The sequence below is a fragment of the Streptococcus sp. FDAARGOS_256 genome, from assembly GCF_002289235.2.
Classification (GTDB): Bacteria; Bacillota; Bacilli; order Lactobacillales; family Streptococcaceae; genus Streptococcus.
This window is the reverse complement of sequence record NZ_NTGM02000001.1, coordinates 1,777,947-1,799,316: the sequence shown is the minus strand read 5'-3', so window position 1 is coordinate 1,799,316 and position 21,370 is coordinate 1,777,947. Positions and strand designations below refer to the sequence as shown.

Annotated in this window: 25 protein-coding genes; 3 read left to right on the top strand and 22 right to left on the bottom strand. The window is 43.5% G+C overall.

Annotation, left to right across the window (positions count from 1 at the left end):
- Positions 1-5 precede the first annotated feature (5 nt).
- The 6 genes from A6J84_RS09065 to A6J84_RS09040 form a co-directional block, all read right to left on the bottom strand.
- Positions 6-1,043, bottom strand: a complete 1,038-nt coding sequence (locus A6J84_RS09065) for a SepM family pheromone-processing serine protease (RefSeq protein ID WP_000730773.1) — start codon at positions 1,041-1,043, stop codon at positions 6-8.
- Positions 1,027-1,515: a pantetheine-phosphate adenylyltransferase gene (gene coaD, locus A6J84_RS09060; protein ID WP_001280722.1), complete on the bottom strand. Its 489-nt coding sequence runs from the start codon at positions 1,513-1,515 to the stop codon at positions 1,027-1,029. Before coaD ends, A6J84_RS09065 begins: the two co-directional genes overlap by 17 nt.
- Positions 1,505-2,044 carry a 16S rRNA (guanine(966)-N(2))-methyltransferase RsmD gene (rsmD, locus tag A6J84_RS09055; protein ID WP_000706943.1) on the bottom strand — a complete coding sequence of 180 codons (540 nt, stop codon included), beginning with the start codon at positions 2,042-2,044 and terminating at the stop codon, positions 1,505-1,507. Before rsmD ends, coaD begins: the two co-directional genes overlap by 11 nt.
- A 64-nt stretch (positions 2,045-2,108) precedes the next feature.
- Positions 2,109-3,101, bottom strand: coding sequence for an aspartate--ammonia ligase (asnA, locus tag A6J84_RS09050; RefSeq protein WP_000747998.1), 993 nt, complete (start codon positions 3,099-3,101; stop codon positions 2,109-2,111).
- 109 nt (positions 3,102-3,210) lie between these two features.
- Complete coding sequence (locus A6J84_RS09045) at positions 3,211-3,894, bottom strand: Bax inhibitor-1/YccA family protein (protein ID WP_001076863.1); 684 nt, start codon at positions 3,892-3,894, stop codon at positions 3,211-3,213.
- A gap of 54 nt (positions 3,895-3,948) precedes the next feature.
- A complete protein-coding gene (locus A6J84_RS09040) occupies positions 3,949-4,689 on the bottom strand; it encodes a TrmH family RNA methyltransferase (RefSeq protein WP_008276644.1) in 741 nt (246 codons plus the stop codon).
- Positions 4,690-4,722: 33 nt separating this feature from the next.
- Here A6J84_RS09040 and A6J84_RS09035 point away from each other — a divergent pair, with 33 nt between their 5' ends.
- Both A6J84_RS09035 and yidC read left to right on the top strand, forming a co-directional pair.
- The gene (locus A6J84_RS09035) at positions 4,723-5,001 is read left to right on the top strand and encodes an acylphosphatase (protein WP_001174608.1); all 279 of its coding nucleotides are present in this window, start codon (positions 4,723-4,725) and stop codon (positions 4,999-5,001) included.
- Between the two features lie 77 nt (positions 5,002-5,078).
- Positions 5,079-6,008, top strand: coding sequence for a membrane protein insertase YidC (gene yidC / locus A6J84_RS09030; RefSeq protein ID WP_008276647.1), 930 nt, complete (start codon positions 5,079-5,081; stop codon positions 6,006-6,008).
- Positions 6,009-6,078: 70 nt separating this feature from the next.
- On the opposite strand, the gene pflA is transcribed toward yidC, so the two are convergent.
- From pflA to A6J84_RS08965, 13 genes are all read right to left on the bottom strand, one after another.
- Complete coding sequence (pflA, locus tag A6J84_RS09025) at positions 6,079-6,873, bottom strand: pyruvate formate-lyase-activating protein (protein ID WP_001288275.1); 795 nt, start codon at positions 6,871-6,873, stop codon at positions 6,079-6,081.
- 120 nt (positions 6,874-6,993) lie between these two features.
- Entirely contained in the window at positions 6,994-8,250 is a 1,257-nt protein-coding gene (locus tag A6J84_RS09020) for a diaminopimelate decarboxylase (protein WP_000856538.1), read from the bottom strand.
- Positions 8,251-8,316: 66 nt separating this feature from the next.
- Positions 8,317-9,144 carry a pur operon repressor gene (gene purR, locus A6J84_RS09015; RefSeq protein WP_002874197.1) on the bottom strand — a complete coding sequence of 276 codons (828 nt, stop codon included), beginning with the start codon at positions 9,142-9,144 and terminating at the stop codon, positions 8,317-8,319.
- Between the two features lie 104 nt (positions 9,145-9,248).
- Positions 9,249-10,190 (bottom strand): 3'-5' exoribonuclease YhaM family protein, encoded by a 942-nt coding sequence (locus A6J84_RS09010; RefSeq protein WP_000703203.1) that lies wholly within the window; start codon positions 10,188-10,190, stop codon positions 9,249-9,251.
- A complete protein-coding gene (rmuC, locus tag A6J84_RS09005; protein ID WP_000450910.1) occupies positions 10,180-11,436 on the bottom strand; it encodes a DNA recombination protein RmuC in 1,257 nt (418 codons plus the stop codon). The genes A6J84_RS09010 and rmuC overlap by 11 nt, the downstream gene beginning before the upstream one ends.
- A 1-nt stretch (position 11,437) precedes the next feature.
- Positions 11,438-12,100 carry a thiamine diphosphokinase gene (locus A6J84_RS09000; RefSeq protein WP_000006125.1) on the bottom strand — a complete coding sequence of 221 codons (663 nt, stop codon included), beginning with the start codon at positions 12,098-12,100 and terminating at the stop codon, positions 11,438-11,440.
- Entirely contained in the window at positions 12,063-12,719 is a 657-nt protein-coding gene (gene rpe / locus A6J84_RS08995; protein WP_000084999.1) for a ribulose-phosphate 3-epimerase, read from the bottom strand. The genes A6J84_RS09000 and rpe overlap by 38 nt, the downstream gene beginning before the upstream one ends.
- Before the next feature lie 10 nt (positions 12,720-12,729).
- The gene (gene rsgA, locus A6J84_RS08990; protein ID WP_008276660.1) at positions 12,730-13,608 is read right to left on the bottom strand and encodes a ribosome small subunit-dependent GTPase A; all 879 of its coding nucleotides are present in this window, start codon (positions 13,606-13,608) and stop codon (positions 12,730-12,732) included.
- A gap of 1 nt (position 13,609) precedes the next feature.
- Positions 13,610-14,482 carry a 16S rRNA (adenine(1518)-N(6)/adenine(1519)-N(6))-dimethyltransferase RsmA gene (gene rsmA, locus A6J84_RS08985; RefSeq protein ID WP_001216874.1) on the bottom strand — a complete coding sequence of 291 codons (873 nt, stop codon included), beginning with the start codon at positions 14,480-14,482 and terminating at the stop codon, positions 13,610-13,612.
- On the bottom strand, positions 14,479-14,814 hold the full coding sequence (locus A6J84_RS08980; RefSeq protein WP_000702740.1) for a hypothetical protein: 336 nt from the start codon (positions 14,812-14,814) through the stop codon (positions 14,479-14,481). The genes rsmA and A6J84_RS08980 overlap by 4 nt, the downstream gene beginning before the upstream one ends.
- Before the next feature lie 193 nt (positions 14,815-15,007).
- A complete protein-coding gene (locus tag A6J84_RS08975; RefSeq protein WP_095726424.1) occupies positions 15,008-15,862 on the bottom strand; it encodes an SDR family NAD(P)-dependent oxidoreductase in 855 nt (284 codons plus the stop codon).
- 11 nt (positions 15,863-15,873) lie between these two features.
- A complete protein-coding gene (rnmV, locus tag A6J84_RS08970; RefSeq protein WP_095726423.1) occupies positions 15,874-16,437 on the bottom strand; it encodes a ribonuclease M5 in 564 nt (187 codons plus the stop codon).
- Complete coding sequence (locus A6J84_RS08965) at positions 16,434-17,210, bottom strand: TatD family hydrolase (protein ID WP_095726422.1); 777 nt, start codon at positions 17,208-17,210, stop codon at positions 16,434-16,436. Before A6J84_RS08965 ends, rnmV begins: the two co-directional genes overlap by 4 nt.
- 151 nt (positions 17,211-17,361) lie before the next feature.
- Between A6J84_RS08965 and A6J84_RS08960 the strand changes: the two genes are divergently transcribed.
- Complete coding sequence (locus A6J84_RS08960; protein ID WP_000488829.1) at positions 17,362-19,206, top strand: APC family permease; 1,845 nt, start codon at positions 17,362-17,364, stop codon at positions 19,204-19,206.
- 180 nt (positions 19,207-19,386) lie between these two features.
- Here A6J84_RS08960 and rpmH read toward each other — a convergent pair whose 3' ends face one another.
- From rpmH to A6J84_RS08945, 3 genes are all read right to left on the bottom strand, one after another.
- Entirely contained in the window at positions 19,387-19,521 is a 135-nt protein-coding gene (rpmH, locus tag A6J84_RS08955) for a 50S ribosomal protein L34 (protein ID WP_000831905.1), read from the bottom strand.
- A 143-nt stretch (positions 19,522-19,664) separates the two neighbouring features.
- Entirely contained in the window at positions 19,665-20,879 is a 1,215-nt protein-coding gene (locus A6J84_RS08950) for a pyridoxal phosphate-dependent aminotransferase (RefSeq protein ID WP_000666454.1), read from the bottom strand.
- 144 nt (positions 20,880-21,023) lie between these two features.
- Entirely contained in the window at positions 21,024-21,323 is a 300-nt protein-coding gene (locus A6J84_RS08945; RefSeq protein ID WP_000651410.1) for a hypothetical protein, read from the bottom strand.
- Between the last annotated feature and the right edge of the window lie 47 nt (positions 21,324-21,370).

The window sequence follows — 21,370 nt, the reverse complement described above, 5'->3', positions numbered from 1 at the left end:
ACGAATTAGGGATTGTTTTTAAGGTAATCAATCGCATCCTGCAAGGTCTTAACGGGAACGATTTTCATCTCTGTTTTGATCGTTTTAGCAGCTTCTAGGGCTGTTTCATAGTTGCTTTTCGAATTGGGATCTGCTTTTTTTGCTTCCTCAGTGACTGGATTGTCAGGAGCAAAAAAGATGTTGGCTCCCTGACGAGAGGCTGCAACTACTTTTTTGTCAATTCCACCGATGTCGCCAACATTTCCATCGCGATCAATGGTTCCCGTTCCCGCAACGACGCGACCATTACGAAGTCCTGGATCTGCTATCTGGGTGTAAATAGCTAGGCTAAACATGAGACCGGCGCTTGGCCCGCCGATACCAGCTGTTGAAAAGCGAATGGGAACATCACTGGTCACTTCCGTACGGTCAATCAAACCAATCCCAATCCCGTTTTTCCCGTTTTCGAGAGTGATAATTTTACCTTCAGCAGACTTGACTTTTCCGTCTTCTTCATAGGTTACCTTGACCGTATCCCCTAATTGTTGAGAATTAACATAGTCGACCAAGTCTTTTGAACTATCAAATGTTTTGTCATTAACAGCCGTCACGGTGTCTGCAATGTTCAGAATGCCCTTAAAAGTTGAATTGTCCGTCACAGTTAAGACATAAACTCCCAGGTACTTGAGTTCGATATCCTTGCCAGCCGTCTTCAGTCCTTGATACTTGGCCATGTTTTGAGAAGTTTGCATGTAGAACTGATTGATCCGCATAAATTCCGCATCCGTAGAGCCACCCGTAGTCTCCTTGGCACTTCTAATATCCGTGAAAGGTGTTAACCAAGCATAGACAAGATGCGACAGGGTTGCGTGTCGAATGCCGACTGTTACAAACTGGTAAGCTCCTGCTTCTGTGTCTTCTGTTTCATTGACTTTCAAAACGCGACGAATATCTTCCGCTCCACCTGGAACTTCTATGTAGTATGGTAAAGGTACTACAAAGGCTAAAAAAGTCAATACTAGTGCTAGGATGACATATAAGGGCCATCTAGTTTTTTTCTTCATGTTCTAATTCCTCCACAACACTGTTTGGGACATATTGCTGAATCTCCTGACCAAACTTCAGAAGTTCTCTCACGGCCGAAGAGCTAATATAAAGATGCTCTGGGCGACTATATAGGTAAATGGTTTCGATTTCTGGAGCCAGTTGATGATTGTAGTAGTCAAAACTAGCCTCATATTGCAAGTCGGTGGCATTTCGCAAGCCACGGACAAGGGTTTTGGCCCCCAGTCTCCTTGCAACATCGACGACTAATTGGTCGTGAGAAGCCAGGACCTCTACATTATCTAAATGCGCCACAGATTTTTCGACTGCTCGTTTGCGATTTTCAACAGGGAGAAAACCTTGTTTATGGGGATTGTAGAAAACCCCGACATAGAGCTTATTAAAGAGTTTGCTGGCACGTTCAATGATATCCAGATGTCCATTTGTCATCGGATCAAATGATCCTGTAAATAATCCAATTTTATCTGACATAGACTGTCACCTTACTAATCCCATATATTTTTTCCTTCCAGATGCCTAAGCAGGCGATTTCTTCTGGAAGTTCCACAGACTTATCGGTTTCGCAGACAACCATGACCTCTTCGGAGAAAAGGTTTCTTTCTGCCATTTTTTCGATATCTGCAACGATTTGTTCCTTGGCATAGGGCGGGTCCAAAAAGACCAGGTCAAAGGGACCTTTCACTTGCTCCAAGGCCCGTTCAGCCTCCATCTTTAAGAGCTGAAATTTGGAAACTTCCTTGGTCATTTGGATATTTTCAGCGATGATAGCTTGTGCCTTTCGATCCCGTTCCACTAAGACAGCATGAGACATCCCTCTTGACACAGCTTCAATAGACAGACCACCACTGCCAGCATAGAGATCCAAGACACGACCACCCTCAAAATAGGGACCTATCATGTTAAAGATAGCTCCACGCACCTTATCTGATGTCGGCCTCGTCGTCTTGCCTTCTAGCGTCTTGAGGGGACGCCCTCCGTAGATTCCTGATACGATTTTCATACCGTTTATTATACCAAATTATAGGCAAAAAGAGAAAGAAAACCGAACCTTGCGGTTCGATTCTCTACAAAATATTTTCGTAAGTATCGCGAACTTCTTGAGGCCAAACACTGGTCTGAACCTCTCCGATGTGTTTCTTACGAAGAAGGAACATGGCCATCCGAGACTGTCCGATACCTCCACCAATTGTCAGTGGGAAAAGGCCGTTAAGCAGAGCTTTATGCCATTCCAGCTCAAGACGATCTTCGTCTCCTGTAAGAGCCACTTGGCGACGAAGGGTATCCTCATCTACCCGAATCCCCATTGATGAAAGTTCAAAGGCACAACCAAGAGATTCGTTCCAAACGAGAATATCGCCATTCAACCCCTTGTAGCCATTTTCAGACTCTGTTGTCCAGTCATCGTAGTCAGGTGCGCGGCCGTCATGAGGTTTGCCATCAGGCAACTCGCCACCGATACCAATCAAGAAGACTGCACCAAACTCTTTACAGATCGCATTTTCACGCTCTTTTGGTGTCAAGTCTGGGTAACGTTCTACCAACTCTTCTGTATGGATAAAGGTGATTTGTTTTGGCAAGATCGATTCGATATCATAGCGAGCTTCTACTGCTAGCTCTGTCAGACGAATAGCCTTGTAAATCTTTTCAACAGTTTCTTTGAGATAGGCGATATTGCGTTGACCATTTGGGATAACCTTCTCCCAATCCCACTGGTCCACATAAACAGAGTGAGTCGCATCGAGCGAATCTTCGTCTGGACGAAGGGCCTTCATATGAACAAACAGACCTTCACCTTCACCAAAACCAAAGCGAGCTAAGGTGTGGCGTTTCCATTTGGCAAGTGAGTGAACGACTTCATAGGTTTCATCTGGAATCTGCAAAACCTTGACAGATACTGGATTTTCGACACCTGACAGGTTGTCCTGCATCCCATCTCCGACCTTGCTCAAGATAGGACCTTGAACTTCAACAACTTCTAACTTATCTTTCAAATACTGGGTAAAAGTGTTTTTGACAAAGGAAATTTCTTCTTGTTGATGAATAAAACTTTTCTTCATAAACAGCTCCTCAAAAATTAGTTAAAAGCATTATACACCTATTTCCAAGAAAAGAAAAGAGTAAATAAGAAAAAGTCAGTGCTCTTTTGAACACTGACTCTGACATTCATTAATCGTTTCGACCAAAGATACGTAAGATGCTAAGGAAGAGGTTGATAAAGTCTAGATAGATGCTGAGCGCCATCGAGATGACCCAACCTGTCGCTACTTGTCCTCGCGACTGCTCGTAAACATAGCGAATCTTTTGGTTGTCCCAAGCAATCAAACCTGAGAAGACCAAGACCATGGCAATACTAATCATGTAGTCAAAGAAACTATTGGCTAAAAATAGATTCACAACCATGGCAATGATGAGACCAACAAGCGCTGCCATCAAAGCTCGTCCCATTCCACTCAAATCTTTCTTAGTGAAAATTCCGATTGCCGCCATGACAAAGAAGAGAAGGGCGCTGGATACAAAGGCTGATAAGACGGTCCCAGGTGTATAGAAGGCTACGACAAAACTGAGCGTAAATCCATTTAAAACAGAATAAACTAAAAATACTGGGAGAGCTGCTGGGCTATTTTTTGCAGCCATGCTACTTGCAACAAAGACTAGAGCAAGTTCTGCAAAAGTTGCAATCATCAACCAGAGACGGCCATGCATTAAAAAGTAGACCAATTGGGCCTGAAAGACTGTCAACATCAAAGCTGACACGAGAGCCGATAGACCAATCCCAAGTCCTACAAAAGCATAGACCTTAGCGTAAAATTGATTGAGACCTGAACGTTCTTGAATAATCGTTTGATTCATTCTGATTCTCCTTTTTCTATAAATATGTCTTGATTATAACAAAGATTTTATAAATTAGCTGAAATAAAACATCAAAATGCCTGCTGCAACTGCTACGTTGAGACTTTCTGCTCGGCCTTTCATGCCAATGTGAACCAGCTGATCAGCACTCTCAGCCATAACAGAACTAATCCCCTGTCCTTCATTTCCCATGACTAAAGCAAAGTTTTCTAAGGGAGAAAGCTCACGATAGTCCTTGGATTCTTTGGATAAGGTCGTTGCTAGAATGGACAAATTGCTCTTCTTTGCCTCTTCTACAAAGGAAGCAAGAGACATCCGATAGATGGGCAAATGAAAATGACTTCCTTGCATGGATCGCAGGGTCTTGAGACTGTAGATATCTGCTGACTTGTCTGAGACAATAACCCCTGTAAAACCTGCAGCATCCGCAGTCCGAATCATGGTACCTACGTTCCCAGGATCTTGGACATCTTCTAAAAATAAAAACTTTCCCCGACGAAGATCGGGCAGACCCACTTCTTCTTTTTGAATCACTGCAACAATCCCTTGAGGAGTTTGCGTATCTGCCAAATCCAGCAAAATCTCCTCTGAAACCCAGATAGTTTGAGGAAAAGCAGCTAGCTGATCTCGGTAACTTTCTAGGGCAAAGACCTTTTCAATCGTCACTCCTGCTTGAACAGCTTCTTCAAACAAGTGCCAGCCCTCAATCAAATAAGCAGACTTTCGATATTTTTTTTGATGTAATTTCTTGGCATTTTTTACCACAGAATTGGCTTTTGAGGTTATAATAGTCATAGAAATATTATAACACAATCAAAGGGGTTTGGTATGCAAAAGGTTAGAATGATTGCCCAAGGCAGGGTGCAGGGTGTTGGTTTTCGCTGGGGTGTTTGTACTTTAGCTCTTGAAATCGGTGGCATCACTGGTCGTGTCTGGAATAACGACGATGGCACAGTGGAAATTCTTGCTCAGGCAGACTCCTCTGCCACTATGGCAAAATTTATCCAAGAAATCCGAAAAGGTCCGACACCTTTTTCAAAAGTTACCTATCTAGATGTACAAATGAGCAACTTTTCATCCTATTCGGACTTCAAAGTCGCAAATTAGGTCTCTAGAACTATTGTATATTTTACAAAAAAACAGTAGAATAGAAAGGTATAATTTTTAAAGAAGGAATGAAAACATTGAAATCTATTAAACGTTTTGCCCTCTCTGCTATGGGAGTGGCTTTGCTACTCGTCTTGACAGGCTGTGTCCAAGTAGACAAAGCAACAGGACAACCCACAGGATTGATTTGGAATACCATCGGAGCACCTATGGCTGAAGCTATCAAGTACTTCGCTACTGATAAAGGTCTAGGCTTTGGTGTGGCTATCATTATCGTAACCATTATCGTACGTTTGATTATCTTGCCACTTGGTATCTACCAATCATGGAAGGCAACGCTTCACTCTGAAAAGATGAATGCCCTCAAACATGTCCTTGAGCCACATCAAACACGCCTCAAAGAAGCAACAACTCAGGAAGAAAAACTAGAAGCGCAACAAGCTCTCTGGGATGCTCAGAAAGAACATGGCATCAGTGTGTTCGGTGGAGTAGGATGTTTCCCTATCCTCATTCAAATGCCTTTCTTCTCTGCTATCTACTTTGCAGCCCAATACACTGATGGAGTAGCTAGCTCTACCTTCTTGGGTATCGATCTTGGTTCACCAAGTCTGCTCCTTGTCGCTTTCGCTGGTATCCTCTACTATCTCCAATCACTCCTCTCACTTCATGGAGTAGAAGACGAGATGCAAAGAGATCAACTAAAAAGAATGATTTACGTGAGTCCACTCATGATTGTCGTCTTCTCCCTCTTCGCACCAGCCAGTGTGACGCTTTACTGGGTTGTCGGTGGTTTCATGATGATTCTCCAACAGTTCATCGTTAACTATGTTGTTCGTCCAAAACTTCGCAAAAAAGTTCGTGAAGAATTTGCCAAGAATCCACCAAAAGCAAGTTCATTTTCAACTGGAGGCGGACGCAAAGATGTCACTCCAAACCAAGCAACTGCGATCATGACCAATAAGAAACATAAAAAACGCAATGCTGGTAAACAACATTCTAAAAAATAAGAAAAAGCTTAGCTGAAAGGCTAAGTCTTTTTGCATCACAAAAGCCCGATGTCTCCATCAGGCTTCTTTTTTATCCATGAACACGTTTCATGTAGTCTTGGTAGCTTTCTGTATCCATCAATTCCTTGGCATTCTTGACACGGTCTGCTGTTGGAGGTTTAACCCCTTCGAGCGAATAAGGAATTCCAAGTTCACGCCACTTGAACTCACCCATCGTGTGATAAGGTAGAATTTCAAACTTGTCAACATTTTTAAGGGTCTTGACAAACTTACCGAGTTCGATCAAGTCCTCATCTCTGTCCGTCAAACCTGGAACCAGCACGTGGCGAATCCAAACAGGCTTCCCAATATCTGATAGGTACTGGGCACAAGCCAAGATGTTTTTATTGGTTTGACTTGTGACAATCTTGTGCTGTTCTTCGTTGATTTCCTTGATATCTAGGAGAACCAAGTCTGTCACCGCCATGAGTTTATTAAACTTTTCGAGATAACGCGGTTTATTACGGAATGGAAGGGCACAGGTATCCAAGGTACAGTGGATTCCTTTTTCTTTGGCCTTGGTAAAGAGGGCAATTAGGAAATCAATCTGTAAGAGGGCTTCTCCACCACTAACAGTGATTCCTCCCTTGTCTCCCCAGAAACCACGGTAGCGAAGGGCTTCTGCCAAGACATCGTCTACTGTCCGTTCGCGTGATTTATTGGTCTCCATAGCCCATGTATCAGGGTTATGACAGTACTGGCAACGCATGTGACAACCCTGCAAAAAGACAATGAAACGAATCCCAGGGCCATCTACCGCCCCAAAACTCTCTGTCGAATGCACCATTCCTGTCACTTGTCCATAGTCAATTGTTTCTTCAGACATATCGTCACCTTCCTTGAAACCGTTTTATAGTTTTATTATATCACGAGTAAGATGAAAAACAAGGTTTTTTGTCTATTTTTTAGAAAGCAATCTGTTTTTCACTTTCATTTTCAATTTCTTTTACTGATCCGATTCAAAATCAAAACCATACAAGGTTGCAAAATAGTCCTCAGGACGCTCTGCACGGCGGATTTGGCGGGCTTTTCCTTCTTCGGTATAGAGAATTTCTGCCGAGCGTAGTTTGGCATTGTACTGGTAACCCATGGAGAATCCATGTGCACCTGTATCATGAATCACCAGTAAATCACCGATTTCTGTATGAGGTAGTTCGCGGTTCACTGCAAATTTATCATTGTTTTCACAGAGTGAACCAACCACATCTACCACCTCAACTGGTCCGTCTGGATGGGTCAGATTGCTGATATGGTGGTAGGCTCCATACATGGCGGGGCGCATGAGGTTGACTGCTGATGCATCCACACCTAGATAGGTACGGTAAGTTTTTTTCTTATGAGTGACTCTTGTGACAAGAGCTCCATGAGGTGCCAACATAAAGCGGCCTAATTCGGTGAAAATCTTAACCTGACCAAGACCTGCTGGCGTAAGGACTTCCTCATAAACCTTACGAACTCCCTCACCAATCACAGCGATATCATTTGGCTCCTGGTCTGGGCGATAGTTGACACCAATACCGCCGGAAAGATTGATAAAGTCTAGTGAAATGCCCAATTTTTCTTTGATTTCCACAGCTAATTCAAAGAGCTGGCGGGCCAACTCTGGATAGTAGAGATGGGTGACGGTATTGGATGCTAGGAAGGAATGAATCCCAAAAGTCCTAGCTCCTTTTTCCTTCAAAACAGCAAAGGCTTCAAAGAGTTGATCCTTGGTCATCCCAAACTTAGCCTCTCCAGGATTATCCATGATGTCTGTTCCTAATTCAAAGACTCCTCCTGGATTGTAACGACAAGAGATGATTTCTGGAATGCCTGCTGCTCGCTCCAGATGCGCAATGTCTTCAAAGGCATCCAAGTTAATGGTTGCACCCAATTCACGCGCATAAGCATACTCTTGGTCTGGTGTATTGTTTGATGAGAACATGATCTCAGGACCTGCAAATCCAAGTTTATGGCTCATCAGGAGCTCCACATAACTGGAACAGTCCACACCACAGCCTTCCTCTTTGAGGATTTTCAAGATGGCTGGTGTTGGGGTGGCCTTGACTGCAAAATATTCCTTAAAGCCCTCGTTCCAGGAAAAGGCCTCGTTGACCGCTCTTGCTTTTTCGCGAATTCCCTTCTCATCATATAAGTGAAAGGGAGTCGGGAACTCTGCAACAATCGTTTCCAAATCTTCTCGGCTGATAAATGGTGTTTTCATAAGCATCCTTCTATTCTGTTTGCAAAGAAAGGCTGGGACAATCGTTCCAACCTTTAGTTCTATCTCTTATTTGTCTTCGTCAAAGATATTGCCAATCTCGACATCGATGGATTGGTTCTTGACATCAATATTGGTTACTTTCAAGAGTGACTTGTAATCAAACTGCTTTTCACGTTCTTCTTGGGCATTGTCTGCAAAGACTGCAACACCAGCCAACTCTGAATCAAACTCACGCAAGAGACTAATCATCCCGTTGACCGTTCCGCCGCCTTTCAAGAAGTCATCCACGATCAAGACACGACTGCCTGCCTTGAGACTGCGTTTTGAAAGGAACATTTTCTCAATGCGGTCGCCACTTGATCCTGATACATAGTTGACGCTGACCGTTGAACCTTCAGTAATTTTCAAATCACGACGCACGATAACAAAAGGAACGTTGAGGACATTGGCAACTGCATTTGCAAGCGGAACACCCTTTGTTGCTACTGTCATAACGGCATCGATTTTTTGGTCCATAAAACTCTTGGCAATGATACGACCAATATTTTTCAAAATGGCAGGCGTACTAAGCAAATCAGACAGGTAGATGTAGCCACCTGGCAAGATACGGTCGCTTTCTGAAAGCTTATCACGCAAGTCTGCGATCATTTCTTTAGCTTCATGGCTAGAGATGGATGGTGTAAAGATAACGCCACCACCTGCTCCAGTCACTGTCTGGATATGGCCGATTTCGATTTCTTCAAAAGCACGCTTGATAATCACGATGTCCTCTGAGATAGATGATTTAGCTGATTCGTACTTTTCCGCAAAGGTATTGAGACTGGTTAGTTTGTATGGATTATTAATCAAATAGTTGGAAATGACAACCATCCGATCACTTCTTCTTAATTTCATTTTTATTTACCATTCCATTTAATTTTGATATTTTATCCATTATACCACATTCACATAAAAAAACGAACATTATTGCGTAAAAAATGCTCGTTTTTCTTAAATTATTAATCTAAATCTGGTTTATAGAAGGAACGATTGTCCATGGCGAAGATTTTGTTGGTCATCTCTCCTTTATCCACCAAAGCTAGAGCTGTTGACATCATCATCATGCTGGCATCTAGATTGTCAATCATATGGATAATCTCTGCTTCCATAATGCGTGGACGGACTGGACTTCCATACTCCAGCAAGCCATGGTGACTGAGGATGACATGGCGCAGTAGCACCACTTCTTCTCTAGTATCATCGATACCTAGTTCCATGACTGTCTTGGTAATTTCACTATCGATGAGAGCGATATGCCCAAGGAGATTGCCTCGAACTGTGTACTCCGTCTGGTCTGGTCCCGTCAACTCAATAACCTTGGCCAAGTCATGCAACATAATTCCCGCATAGAGGAGGCTCTTGTTGAGCTGAGGATAAATCTCACTAATGGCATCTGCCAAGCGCACCATGGTTGCTGTATGATAGGCCAAACCCGTTTCAAAGGCGTGGTGGTTGGTCTTAGCAGCTGGATAGGAGTAGAATTCCTTATCATACTTGGTGTAGAGACTGCGAACGATACGTTGCCAGACAGGATTTTCAATTTTGAAAATCATTTGCGACATGTAGTCACGGATTTCCTTGATATCGACTGGTGACTTGACCTTGAAATCAGCTGGATCGTTGGGTTCGCCAGGTTGAGGCAGGCGGAGAGTAATTTGATTGACTTGAGGAGTATTATTATAAACTTCTCTGCGCCCCTGCATGTGGACCACTTTCCCTGCGGTAAAGGCCTCAACGTTATGAGGCTGAGCATCCCAGAGTTTTCCTTCAATCTCGCCACTATCGTCTTGGAAGGTAAAGGCTAGGTAGTTTTTCCCAGCTCGTGTCTGTCTCAGGTCAGCTGATTTGATCAGGTAAAAACCTTCAAACAGCTCATCTTTTTTCATGTGACTAATCTTCATATTCTTCCTCATCTTCTTGGAAATGGAGTAGATCAAGCGCAGGCTCACCTTCTGATAACTCAATGTGACGGAGCGTCCGCTCAATAGCTGTGGTGCGACGGTTTAATAATTCATCAATATTGCCAGAGGCATGTTGAAGATGCTTTTGTGCCTTGACCAGAATGCCTCCGAACTTACCAAACTCGGTCTTGACACTAGCTAGGGTCTTGCTGATATGATCAGCACTCTTTTGGATATTGAGAGTTTTGAAGCCAACTGATAGGGAGTTAAGCAGGGCCGACAAGGTACTTGGACCTGCGACAATAATCTGCTCCTCCCGTCTCAAATCATCAAAGAAGACAGGATTGCGGACGATTTCTGAGTAAAGTCCTTCTGTTGGAACAAACAAAACTCCAAAATTGGTCGTCCGAGGCGGCGCTATATACTTGCTCTTGATATCCTTGGCGAAACGCTTAACGCTTGTCAAGAGAGATCTACGACAGCGTTCAATCTCGTCCTTATCACCTGCTTCATAGGCTTCTTCTAGGCGGTAATAATCTGCCAGTGGAAACTTGGAGTCAATTGGTAGATAGACGTATTCCCGGTCGCCTTGTCCAGGTAACTTGATGGCGTATTCCACTCGTTCACTGGAGTTTTCAACCGTTGCATATTCTCGTTCGTACTGGGCAGGCGTCATGATGTCTTCGATGATTTGCCCCAGTTGCAATTCACCCAGAATACCTCGCGTTTTAGTTCCTGAGAGAACCTTGTTGAGGGCTCCGACATCACGGGCAACCGTCTGCATTTCTCCAAGACCACGATTGACAGACTCCAGTTGTTTGGAAACTGTCTCAAAGGAAGCCTGCAAACGCGTCTGCAAGGTCTTTTCTAGTTTTTCCTCGACTGTTTGGCGCATTTGTTCTAGGCGTTGCTCATTTGATTCCTGCAAGGCTTGGAGACGTTGGTCGGTCTTGTCTCTGGTTTGGAGGAGATTATCTGTCATTTCTTGACGGACTTGAGTCAAGCCTTGATGCAATTCCATTCGTACTTCCTGCAAGCGGTCACTGACAGCCACTTCCAAGTCTTTTTGATCTAGCTGGCTGGCTTGCCTGGCTTGTTCAAAGCGGTAATCTAATTGATCTGAAAGATTGTCTGCCTGGTCTTCCAAACTCTTGACTAGATATTTGTCTTGCTTATCCTGCCTCTGCCAAATGAGAAAGAGCCCAGCTAGGTTGGCAATTAATAATAGTAGTAATACAGTCTCCATCCTACCTCCTGTCCTTGCTATGCAGCACGACGACATAGCCATCTGGGCAAGTTACCGAAACTTCCCTATCTATATATTCGTTAGAAGCGTACACTTTTTTGAAGAAAAAATTTTCCTCTGTCAACTCATACTTGGCTCCGATAATGGTCAACTGACTATCCCGAACCGGAATAAAGGCTAGATAGTCATAGTCTGAACGAGGCTCTAGCTGACTGGTCCCTTCTGGACAATAGATAATCACATTTTGCCCATCCTCAATCGCTATCTGGCGCATATAGGGTGCCAACTTGGGATTGCTAGGCAGAAAGACATTAGCCAGCATATGGTCAATTCGACCACCCAAAGCCCCAAAAATAGTCACCTGAGCCTGAGAATTTTGCTCAAAGATGGTCAAGAGAGCCAATTCCAGATCTGTATCATCCTTTTCTGGCTGGGCTTGAACAAAATGTTGGGCACATTTTTGAATCAACTGACGTTCGTCTGCAGTCACCGAATCAAAATCCCCAACTGCTAGAGCCAGAGGCAGATCTTCTTCCAAAACCCAGAGCGAACCGCGATCCACACCGACAAAGCAGTCAAAATCCGTCCGATAATGACCACGGTCTCCGCCTGCAAAAACGGCAACCCTAGTCCAGTTGTTTTCTGAGAGTTTGTACTCGCTCATTGACATCTCCCTTAAAGACATAGGATCCTGCTACAAAAACGGTCGCACCAGCTTTTTTAGCCTGAGAAATGGTCTGGTCATCAATACCGCCATCGACCTCAATTTCAAAGTTCAAACCTTTTTCCTCACGAAGGGCAACCAACTCACGAATCTTATCCATGGTTTCAGGTAGAAAGGCTTGCCCGCCGAAGCCAGGGTTAACCGTCATGACCAAGACTTGATCAACTAGATGAAGCACGTGTTTGATAGCTTCAACCGGAGTACCAGGATTGATAACGACCGAAGGTTTGACCCCTAGAGAACGAATCTTTTGAAGAGCACCATGGATATGAGGCGTTGCTTCGACATGAATGCTGATGATATCTGCACCTGCACGCGCAAAGTCTTCTATATGATGTTCAGGATTAGAGACCATCAAGTGGCAGTCAAAGACCATCTTGCTATGAGGACGAAGAGCTTCGACCACACCTGCACCAAAACTGATTTGTGGTACAAAGTGACCATCCATGATATCGATATGGGCATATTCTGCACCAGTTGCTTCTAGACGTTTGATTTCACGTTCAAAGTTGGCATAATCTGCTGCCAGAATTGACGGAGCAATCTTGTATTGAGACATAGGTTTCTCCTTATTTTGGAATTTTTTTGCTGACTTTTTTATAGGTTTCTCTGCGATTTTCAATCTCACTGAGGAATTGGAGGTAATTGTCAAAACGGAAGCTGGCAATGATGCCTTCTTCCACTGCAGGCTTGACAGCGCAAGACGGCTCATGGGTATGGGTACAAGTACGGAATTTACAGTCTCGACTGACACTGGCAATCTCTGGGAAGGCCTGATTGAGGTCTTCCGCCGTTGTCACTTCATAATCCAGCGATGAAAATCCTGGCGTATCTGCGATTTTACCACCATTGAGATTGTAAAAACTAACAGCCCGAGTGGTATGGCGACCACGACCTAGACTGTCTGAAATTTCTCCTGTTTCAAGATTGAGGTCCGGTGCGATTTTATTGAGAAGGGTTGATTTTCCCACACCTGTCTGCCCCATAAAGACCGTCACTTTTCCTGTCAACAGAGGTAAGAGCTCTTCCTTACTGGTCACAAAGTCATAACCAATAGTACGATAGGTCTGCTGATAAAAATCCAGTTCTCCTCTATCTTCCAGCAAGTCCATTTTGGAAATATAGACGATGGGATGGATGCCCTTGTGTTCCAGAAGAACCAAGAACCGATCCAACAAGTTGCTGTTGAAGTCCGGTTCCTTGACGGACATGATCACCACAGCTTGGTCAATATTGACAATAGGCGGACGGACCAGGCTATTTTTCCGTTCGTGAATTTTGAGGATATAACCTTCGGAATTTTCCTCTGCAGAGAAATCTACCCAGTCCCCAACGTAGGGCGTGTGGCCTTTTTTACGGAAATTCCCACGCGCGCGCGTCTGATAGACTTGGCCATCACTCTCTACATAGTAGAAGCCTGCCAAGGCTTTAATAATTTGTCCTTGCATCTTAGAGCCCTTGTCCTTTAAGCGCATCTGCCAGACTGGCAAATTCTTCCAAGCTAAGTGCTTCCCCACGCACAGATGGAGACAAGCCTGCCTGATCCAAAGCCTTGGTCAACTTTTCCTTGACTTCATCAGTCTTGCCAAAGTAGCCTGTTAAGTTATTCCACAAGGTCTTGCGACGATGAGTGAAACTAGCCTTGGAAACTTTAAAGAAAAATTGTTCATCTTTTACTGCTACAGCAGGCTCTGGACGACGCACCATTTTCAGGATAGCTGAGTCTACGTTTGGCGCTGGCACAAAGACCGTACGAGGCACGATGAAGGCAACCTTAGCTGTCATATAATACTGCACCGCAATCGACAAGCTACCGTAAGCCTTAGTATTTGGCTGTGCGGAGATACGATCCGCCACTTCTTTTTGCATCATAACGACAAACTCACTAAAAGGAATGCCACTTTCAATCAAGTGCATGAGAATAGGCGTCGTAATATAGTAGGGCAAGTTGGCTACTACCTTGATTGGTAGGTCTGGATTTTTGAAACTCTGGATATGCTGCGCCAAATCCACTTTGAGAATGTCCTCGTTGACTACTGTCACATTGTCAAAATCACGCAGGGTATCTGCTAAAATCGGTACCAAACGGTGGTCGATTTCAAATGCCATGACTTGAGCTGCACGCTCAGCCAAAAATTCTGTCAAGGCACCAATCCCTGGCCCGATTTCGATAACATTAACCTGATCATCAATTTCAGCTGTATCCACGATTTTTTGAAGGATATTGGTATCCGTCAGGAAATTTTGCCCGAAGGACTTTTTAAAGGTAAAACCGTGACGCTCCAGTACTGCCTTGGTCACGCTATAATCTGCAATTCTCATTTATTCTCTTTTCTAATATAGTATGCTTCCGGGGTATAATGATAGAGCAAAACAAATAAGGGAGTCTCAGTAATTCCTTCCAACATCTCTTTTAAGACCGCATCTGGATGGATAATCTCTCGTGTTTTGGTGAAATAAACACCGTGTTCCCCATTTCGATTACGGAGTTCCCAGGCCACATTATTTCCTTGAACAGACGGCAAATAACGTTCCTTTTCTAGAAAGTCAAAAAATTCTTTCACCGTCATATCTTCAGAAATCTCGAATTCTGTCTCATGGGGCAATACATCATCCCCAATACACACAGAATCTCTGTCAACTCGGATTTTCATTTCGTTCTGTCCTTATAAGTTTCTATTTTAACGCTATCAAAATAAATCTAAGTACCTCTATTGTAACACATTCCCCTTATATTTTCGGGTTATCTGGTTATTGTTATCACTTTTCAGAACTCTCCAAACAGATTTTGATATCTAAATTTCTTTCCACTATTGAAGTAAGCGTAAAATTTATTTTTCTAATTCTTTATAGATTGTCTCTTGAAAATGTCAGTTGTTCAAGTAAGGAATAGAGTTTTGCTTGCCCCTCTTCTTCGTAAGCAGTTCTATTTGCTTTTACTTCCCTGCATTTCTCGTCATACAGAAAACCGTCATGGCCATCTTCTGTAGATAAGGCTGTGTAGACTTTGGCCATTTCTTCAGGACTAATCGAAAATCTTGACTTGATTTTATACAAATTTTTCATAAAAGTGCTGAGGTGATCATAGCGGCGCATATCAACTTTGACATTGGTCACACGGATTGCCTGAACCTTGATACCTTTCCAATGTTTCCGCATATAAAGCGACAGCATCAACAAGGCCAGTTTATTCTGATAATAGGTCTTGGCAGGACTATAATGTTTTTGACCAGCTAAATTTTCAAAATCAAGCTTCATGAAGGGATAAAGCATCAGCCCTTGGGAAGAAATATTAATAATCCGACCACTTTCTGACTTTTCCAACAAGCCCCTCAACAAGGTAGAAAGTAAAAAGGGAGCAACCACATTGGTCGCAAATTGCTTTTCTAATCCCTCCCTAGTCAGGATTGGCTTTTTGACCGATAAGTCAAAATCAGCCGCATTGTTAATCAGAACGTCTAGAACGTCTTCTTTTTGAATATACTGTTCCGCCGCTTTTCTGACACTCTTCATATCAGATAGATCAGCCAAGATATAATCTACATGTCGATTTCCTGTTTGTTGACGGATTTTCTCACAAGCTTGCTCGGCAGCTTCTGCCCGTCTACAAAAGAGAGTTACCGACCAGCCCTTTTCAGCCAACTGTTTAGCAGCCTGATAGCCAATACCACTATTGCCACCCGTAATAATTACTTTTTTCATTTCTTACTCCTTTAGATTGAATACTTGCGCATGGCTTCTTCCACTTCTGCCAAGGTCACTCCAAACAACTCTAAGCGCTTGAGCAACTGCTTTCCGTTGGAATAGCCGATGCGGAGGCTTTCTCCTAGATATTCTCTGCGTTTTCGGCTATCTGTTCCCGCTAGGAAACCAAGACGAATCAAGTCGCTGCGACTAATGTCAAACTCGTTCTCATTTTCAAGTTGTTCTGTCACCTGAGCCAGCGCTATTTTCAGGTCCTCATAGCTGGCGTGTTCGATTCCCAGTGAACGCCCCTTAGTCTTGGACTTGGGAACCGCTTCATCTCGCTTGAGAAAGGCATGCTGCACTGTCGGAAGAGCCGTCATAATCATGCGACGAATGCGCTCACCGTTAAAATCTGGATCTGTAAAGACAATCACTCCATGCAATTCATGCAGGCGTTGGATCCGCTCTATGTCCTGATCAGTGATTGCCGATCCTCGTGTCTCATAGGTCTCTACATCAAAGTAACGTTTGAGATTAGCTGTATCATCCCGTCCTTCGACTACGATGACTTGGGAAATTTTCTCTTTCATGATTGTTTTTCCAATCCAAAAATACGCTCTGCATTTGCAGTCGTTGCTGCGGCTAACTCCTCGGTCGTCATGCCACGCAAGTCGGCGATAAAGTCCACCACATAGCGTGTGTAGGCTGTTTTGTTTTCACGGCCACGTTTAGGAACAGGAGCCAGGTAGGGCGCATCCGTTTCTACCAAAATCTTGTCTAACGGAAGTTCTCTAGCAGCCTCTTGGATATCCGTCGCTTTCTTAAAGGTCACCACACCTGAGAAGGAAATAGTCATGCCAAGCTCGACAAACTTTTCAGCCCACTCCAAAGAGCCTGAAAATGAATGCATAATTCCACCACGAGGACCAACGCCCTCGCTCTTGATAATCTCATAAGTATCTTCTAGCGCATCACGGGTATGGACCACAAAAGGCAAATTCAAATCCTTAGACAACTGAATCTGACGGCGAAAAACCTGCTCCTGTACTTCCTTAGGTGCTGTCATCCAATGGTAGTCCAGACCAATCTCCCCCAAGGCAACAACCTTGGGATATTTTATCTTTTCAAGCAAGTAAGCTTCGACCTCATCTGTGTAAGTCCCTGCTTCCGTCGGATGCCAGCCAATAGTTGCGTAGAGTTGCTCATACTCATCTGCCAACTCCAGGGCTCGTTCAATGGTTGGCTTATCAAAACCAACAATATTCATCTGTGTCACACCCATCTCAGCAGCCAAGGCGATTTCTTCTGCCTCACGGCCTGCAAATTCTTCTACATTTAAATGTGTGTGCGTATCAAAAATCATCTCTTCTAACCTCATTTTCTTCCATCTATTATACCAAAAATAGCATCCCCCGGCTTGTAAAAATATTCTAATACCGATCATTCTCCCTTGACTGCCTTTTTTCAAAGCAGTATAATAACACTTATTGAAATTTTCAGCAAAGGAAAAGAAAATGTTTAGAAAATTAAAATATACCTTTATCGGTCGACCACTCAAGTCTCTCACAGACGGCGAAGGGGGATTGTTGGGAAAAATGCAGGCACTTGCAATGTTATCCAGTGATGCCCTGTCTTCTATTGCCTATGGACCTGAACAAGTCATTCTCGTTTTAGTCAGTCTCTCTCCTCTCGCTATTTGGTGGAGCCTCCCTATTGGTATTTTTGTCCTCTTACTGCTCGCTAGTTTGACCATTTCCTATCGTCAAATCATCCACGCCTATCCTCAAGGTGGTGGGGCTTATATGGTCACTCGGGAAAATCTCTCCCCTGAACTAGGCTTGATTGCAGGTGGTAGCCTCCTTGTTGACTATATGCTGACAGTAGCCGTATCCGTTGCGTCTGGAGCTGATGCTATTACAGCAGCCATCCCTGCCCTCCATCCCTACAATCTTCATATCTCTATTTTCCTAGTCTGCCTGCTCATGCTCTTGAATTTAAGAGGATTGAAAGAATCTGCCAGCTCTCTGATGATTCCCGTCTACCTCTTTATCTTCAGTACCGTCTTTCTCTTACTTTATGGGTTCTTTCAACTATTCACAGGTTCCCTAAACTACCAGGCAACTTCAACCATTGGGCAAACCGTTCCGAGCCTTTCCATCGTTCTCCTATTGAGAGCCTTTACCAGTGGCTCTGCCTCTCTGACAGGGGTTGAAGCTATTTCAAATGCGGTACCATTTTTCAAAACTCCGAAAGAAAAGAATGCTGCTCAAACCTTGACCATCATGTCCTTGATTTTAGGTTTTCTTTTTGCAGGCATTACCTTCCTAAACTACTGGATGGGCATCACACCTCAAAATGGAGAAACTATCCTCTCGCAAATGGCCAAGGGCATTCTTGGTGATTCATTCTTTGGTCATGCTAGCTACTATCTCTTCCAGTTCTCGACAGCCTTAATTCTAGCTGTAGCTGCAAATACTGGCTTTTCAGCCTTCCCTATGCTGGCTTACAATATGGCTAAAAACAAGTACATGCCCCATCTCTTTATGGAAAAGGGGGATCGTCTCGGCTACTCCAACGGTATCTTAACTCTGGCCTTTGGGGCTATGATCCTTCTTCTCATTTTTAACGGGAATACTGAACGCTTGATTCCTCTTTATACTATCGGGGTCTTCGTTCCCTTTGCCCTATCTCAGACTGGGATGATTCGCCATTGGAAAAAGGAAAAAGGAGCAAACTTCTTAAAACCTGCCTTTGCTAATATCCTTGGGGCCATCATTTGTTATGCTATCGTTCTCATTCTACTTCTCTTCAGACTGGGAGATATCTGGCCATTCTTCCCAATTATCCTAGTTTTAACTTTCCTCTTTTTGTCCATTCACAGCCATTACCAAAAAGTGGCAAAACAACTGCGACTCTTCGAAGGAATTGAAAAGCGCACTTATGACGGTAACCTTGTCCTTGTCCTAGTAGGAAATGTTACTCGAGTAAGTGTCGGAGCCATTAACTACGCTCAAAGTATCGGTGACGAAGTGTTGGCCATGCACATTTCTACTAAAGAAACGGCAGAAAAAGACCAAGAAATCCTCCAGGAATTTGCCGATTACTTCCCAAATATCACTCTGAAGAATATCAATACCAGCTACCGCGACATCATCACCCCTAGCGTTAAGTATGTCAAACGAATCGCCCAAGAAGCTAAGCAAAAAAACTACACCGTTACAGTCCTTGTACCACAGTTTATCCCTAACAAGCCTTGGCAAAATATCCTACACAATCAAATGAGCCTCAAACTAAAATACGCTCTCAGATGGCATGAAGACGTCGTTGTCGCTAGTTACTCTTATCACTTAAAAGAATAAACAAAAACTCAAAATCAGTAACTTATATCTGGTTTTGAGTTTTTTGTATGTGACCTTTAAATGAGCCCTCCATGAATTTCAGCTGAAATGACCGATTTCAAGGACAATGCACCCTTTAAGATAAAAAGAAAAGCCAGTAGACTCGAGTTCCTACTGACTTCTTTGTTGAATTCGTTTGGATTATGCAGCCAAAACTTTGCGTCCTTTACGACGACGAGCTGCCAATACGCGACGACCGTTTTTAGTTGACATACGGTTACGGAATCCGTGTTTGCGCGCACGACGAAGTTTACTTGGTTGATAAGTACGTTTCACGATGAATACCTCCTCATAGATTTTGTATTCGTTTAGCCGGCTATAAAGTGATCAGTTACTAAACATACTTTACTATTCTATCTGATTCTTACCTATTTGTCAATAGCTCTAAGGAAATGTTTCCTGCTTTTCCAATGAAAGCCTTATCTACGATACTGGCTCAAGAAACGTGTCATCTTTTCTTGGATTTGCGCTAATTCGTCCACACGAGGAAGGTAAACGATACGGAAATGGTCTGGTTCCTTCCAGTTAAAACCACGACCATGAACCAAGAGAACCTTTTCCTGCTTCAAAAAATCAAGAACGAACTGTTCATCATCATCGATGCGGTACATATTTCGGTCAATTTTAGGGAAGATATAAAGACCCGCCTTTGGCTTGACCGCAGACAAACCTGGAATATCTTGGATGGCATTGTAAATGAAGTTTCTTTGCTCGTAAATCCGTCCACCAGGAAGGAGCAATTCATCCACTGACTGGTGCCCACCTAGTGAAGTTTGTACGACTTGCTGGGCCAAAACGTTAGAGCAAAGACGCATATTGGACAGCATATTGAGACCTTCGATATAGCCCTTGACATGGTGCTTAGGACCAGACAAGACCATCCATCCTACACGGAAACCAGCGATACGGTGAGATTTTGACAAACCATTCATGCTGACACAGAAAACATCAGGTGCCAAGCTCGCCACAGGCGTATGCACATGCCCATCCATCACCATGCGGTCATAAATCTCATCCGCAAAGATGATCAAATCGTTTTGACGGGCAATCTCAATAATCTCCAACAAGAGTTCCTTAGGATAAAGGGCTCCAGTTGGGTTATTTGGATTGATAAGGACGATTGCCTTGGTATTAGAAGTAATTTTTGACTTAATATCGTCAATATCTGGGTACCATTCTGCAGCTTCATCACAGATATAGTGAACGGCATTTCCCCCAGCTAGGCTGACCGCGGCTGTCCAGAGAGGATAGTCTGGCATAGGCACCAAGACCTCATCGCCATTATCCAAAAGCCCTTGCATGGACATAACAATCAGCTCACTGACACCATTTCCGAGGTAGATATCATCAATGTCTACATTGGGAAATTTCTTCAGTTGGCAATACTGCATGATGGCCTTGCGGGCTGAGAAAATCCCTTTGGAATCAGAATATCCCTCACTATCACGCGCATTCATAATCAAGTCATGAATGACCTCGTCTGGCGCTGTAAAGCCAAATTCTGCTGGATTCCCTGTATTCAGACGTAAAATCTTTTCTCCGTTTGCTCGCATCCGCATAGCTTCTTCCAAAACAGGGCCACGGATATCATAGGCAACGTGCTCTAACTTACTAGACTTGTTATATTCTTTCATCTTGTTTCCTCAATTCATCGAGATAGTAACATTATACCACTAGAAAGGGATTGCGACAAGTTTCCTGAAATGAGCAAGCAAAGAAAAAAACTCACAACGACTAGGTTTTCACCGTCTAAACAACTAGAATACAGAAGCATTTTCTCACATACCAAAAGACAAACCTAGAAAGATCAGCGCTATAAAAGAATCATACAAAAGATTAAACATGAGAAAGAGCCCCCACGTGACCAAATAGTCCAAGCGACAACTTCTCTTTGCAATCACAAATAAAATGATGTGGTAGACTAGGTGAAAGAAAAGAAATCCAACAAAACCTGGATAGAGAACGGGCATGACTCTTTCCAGCTGCCAAAGCATCACTACTTCACCTACAAGTGACGCAAGGATAATTCCATGATAAAGAAAACTTATTTTTTTAGAAGCTTGAACAAAATCTTTCATACTTTCTCATCCCCTCGCTGTGTTTCCTACTAGCTCGTTTTCTTTTA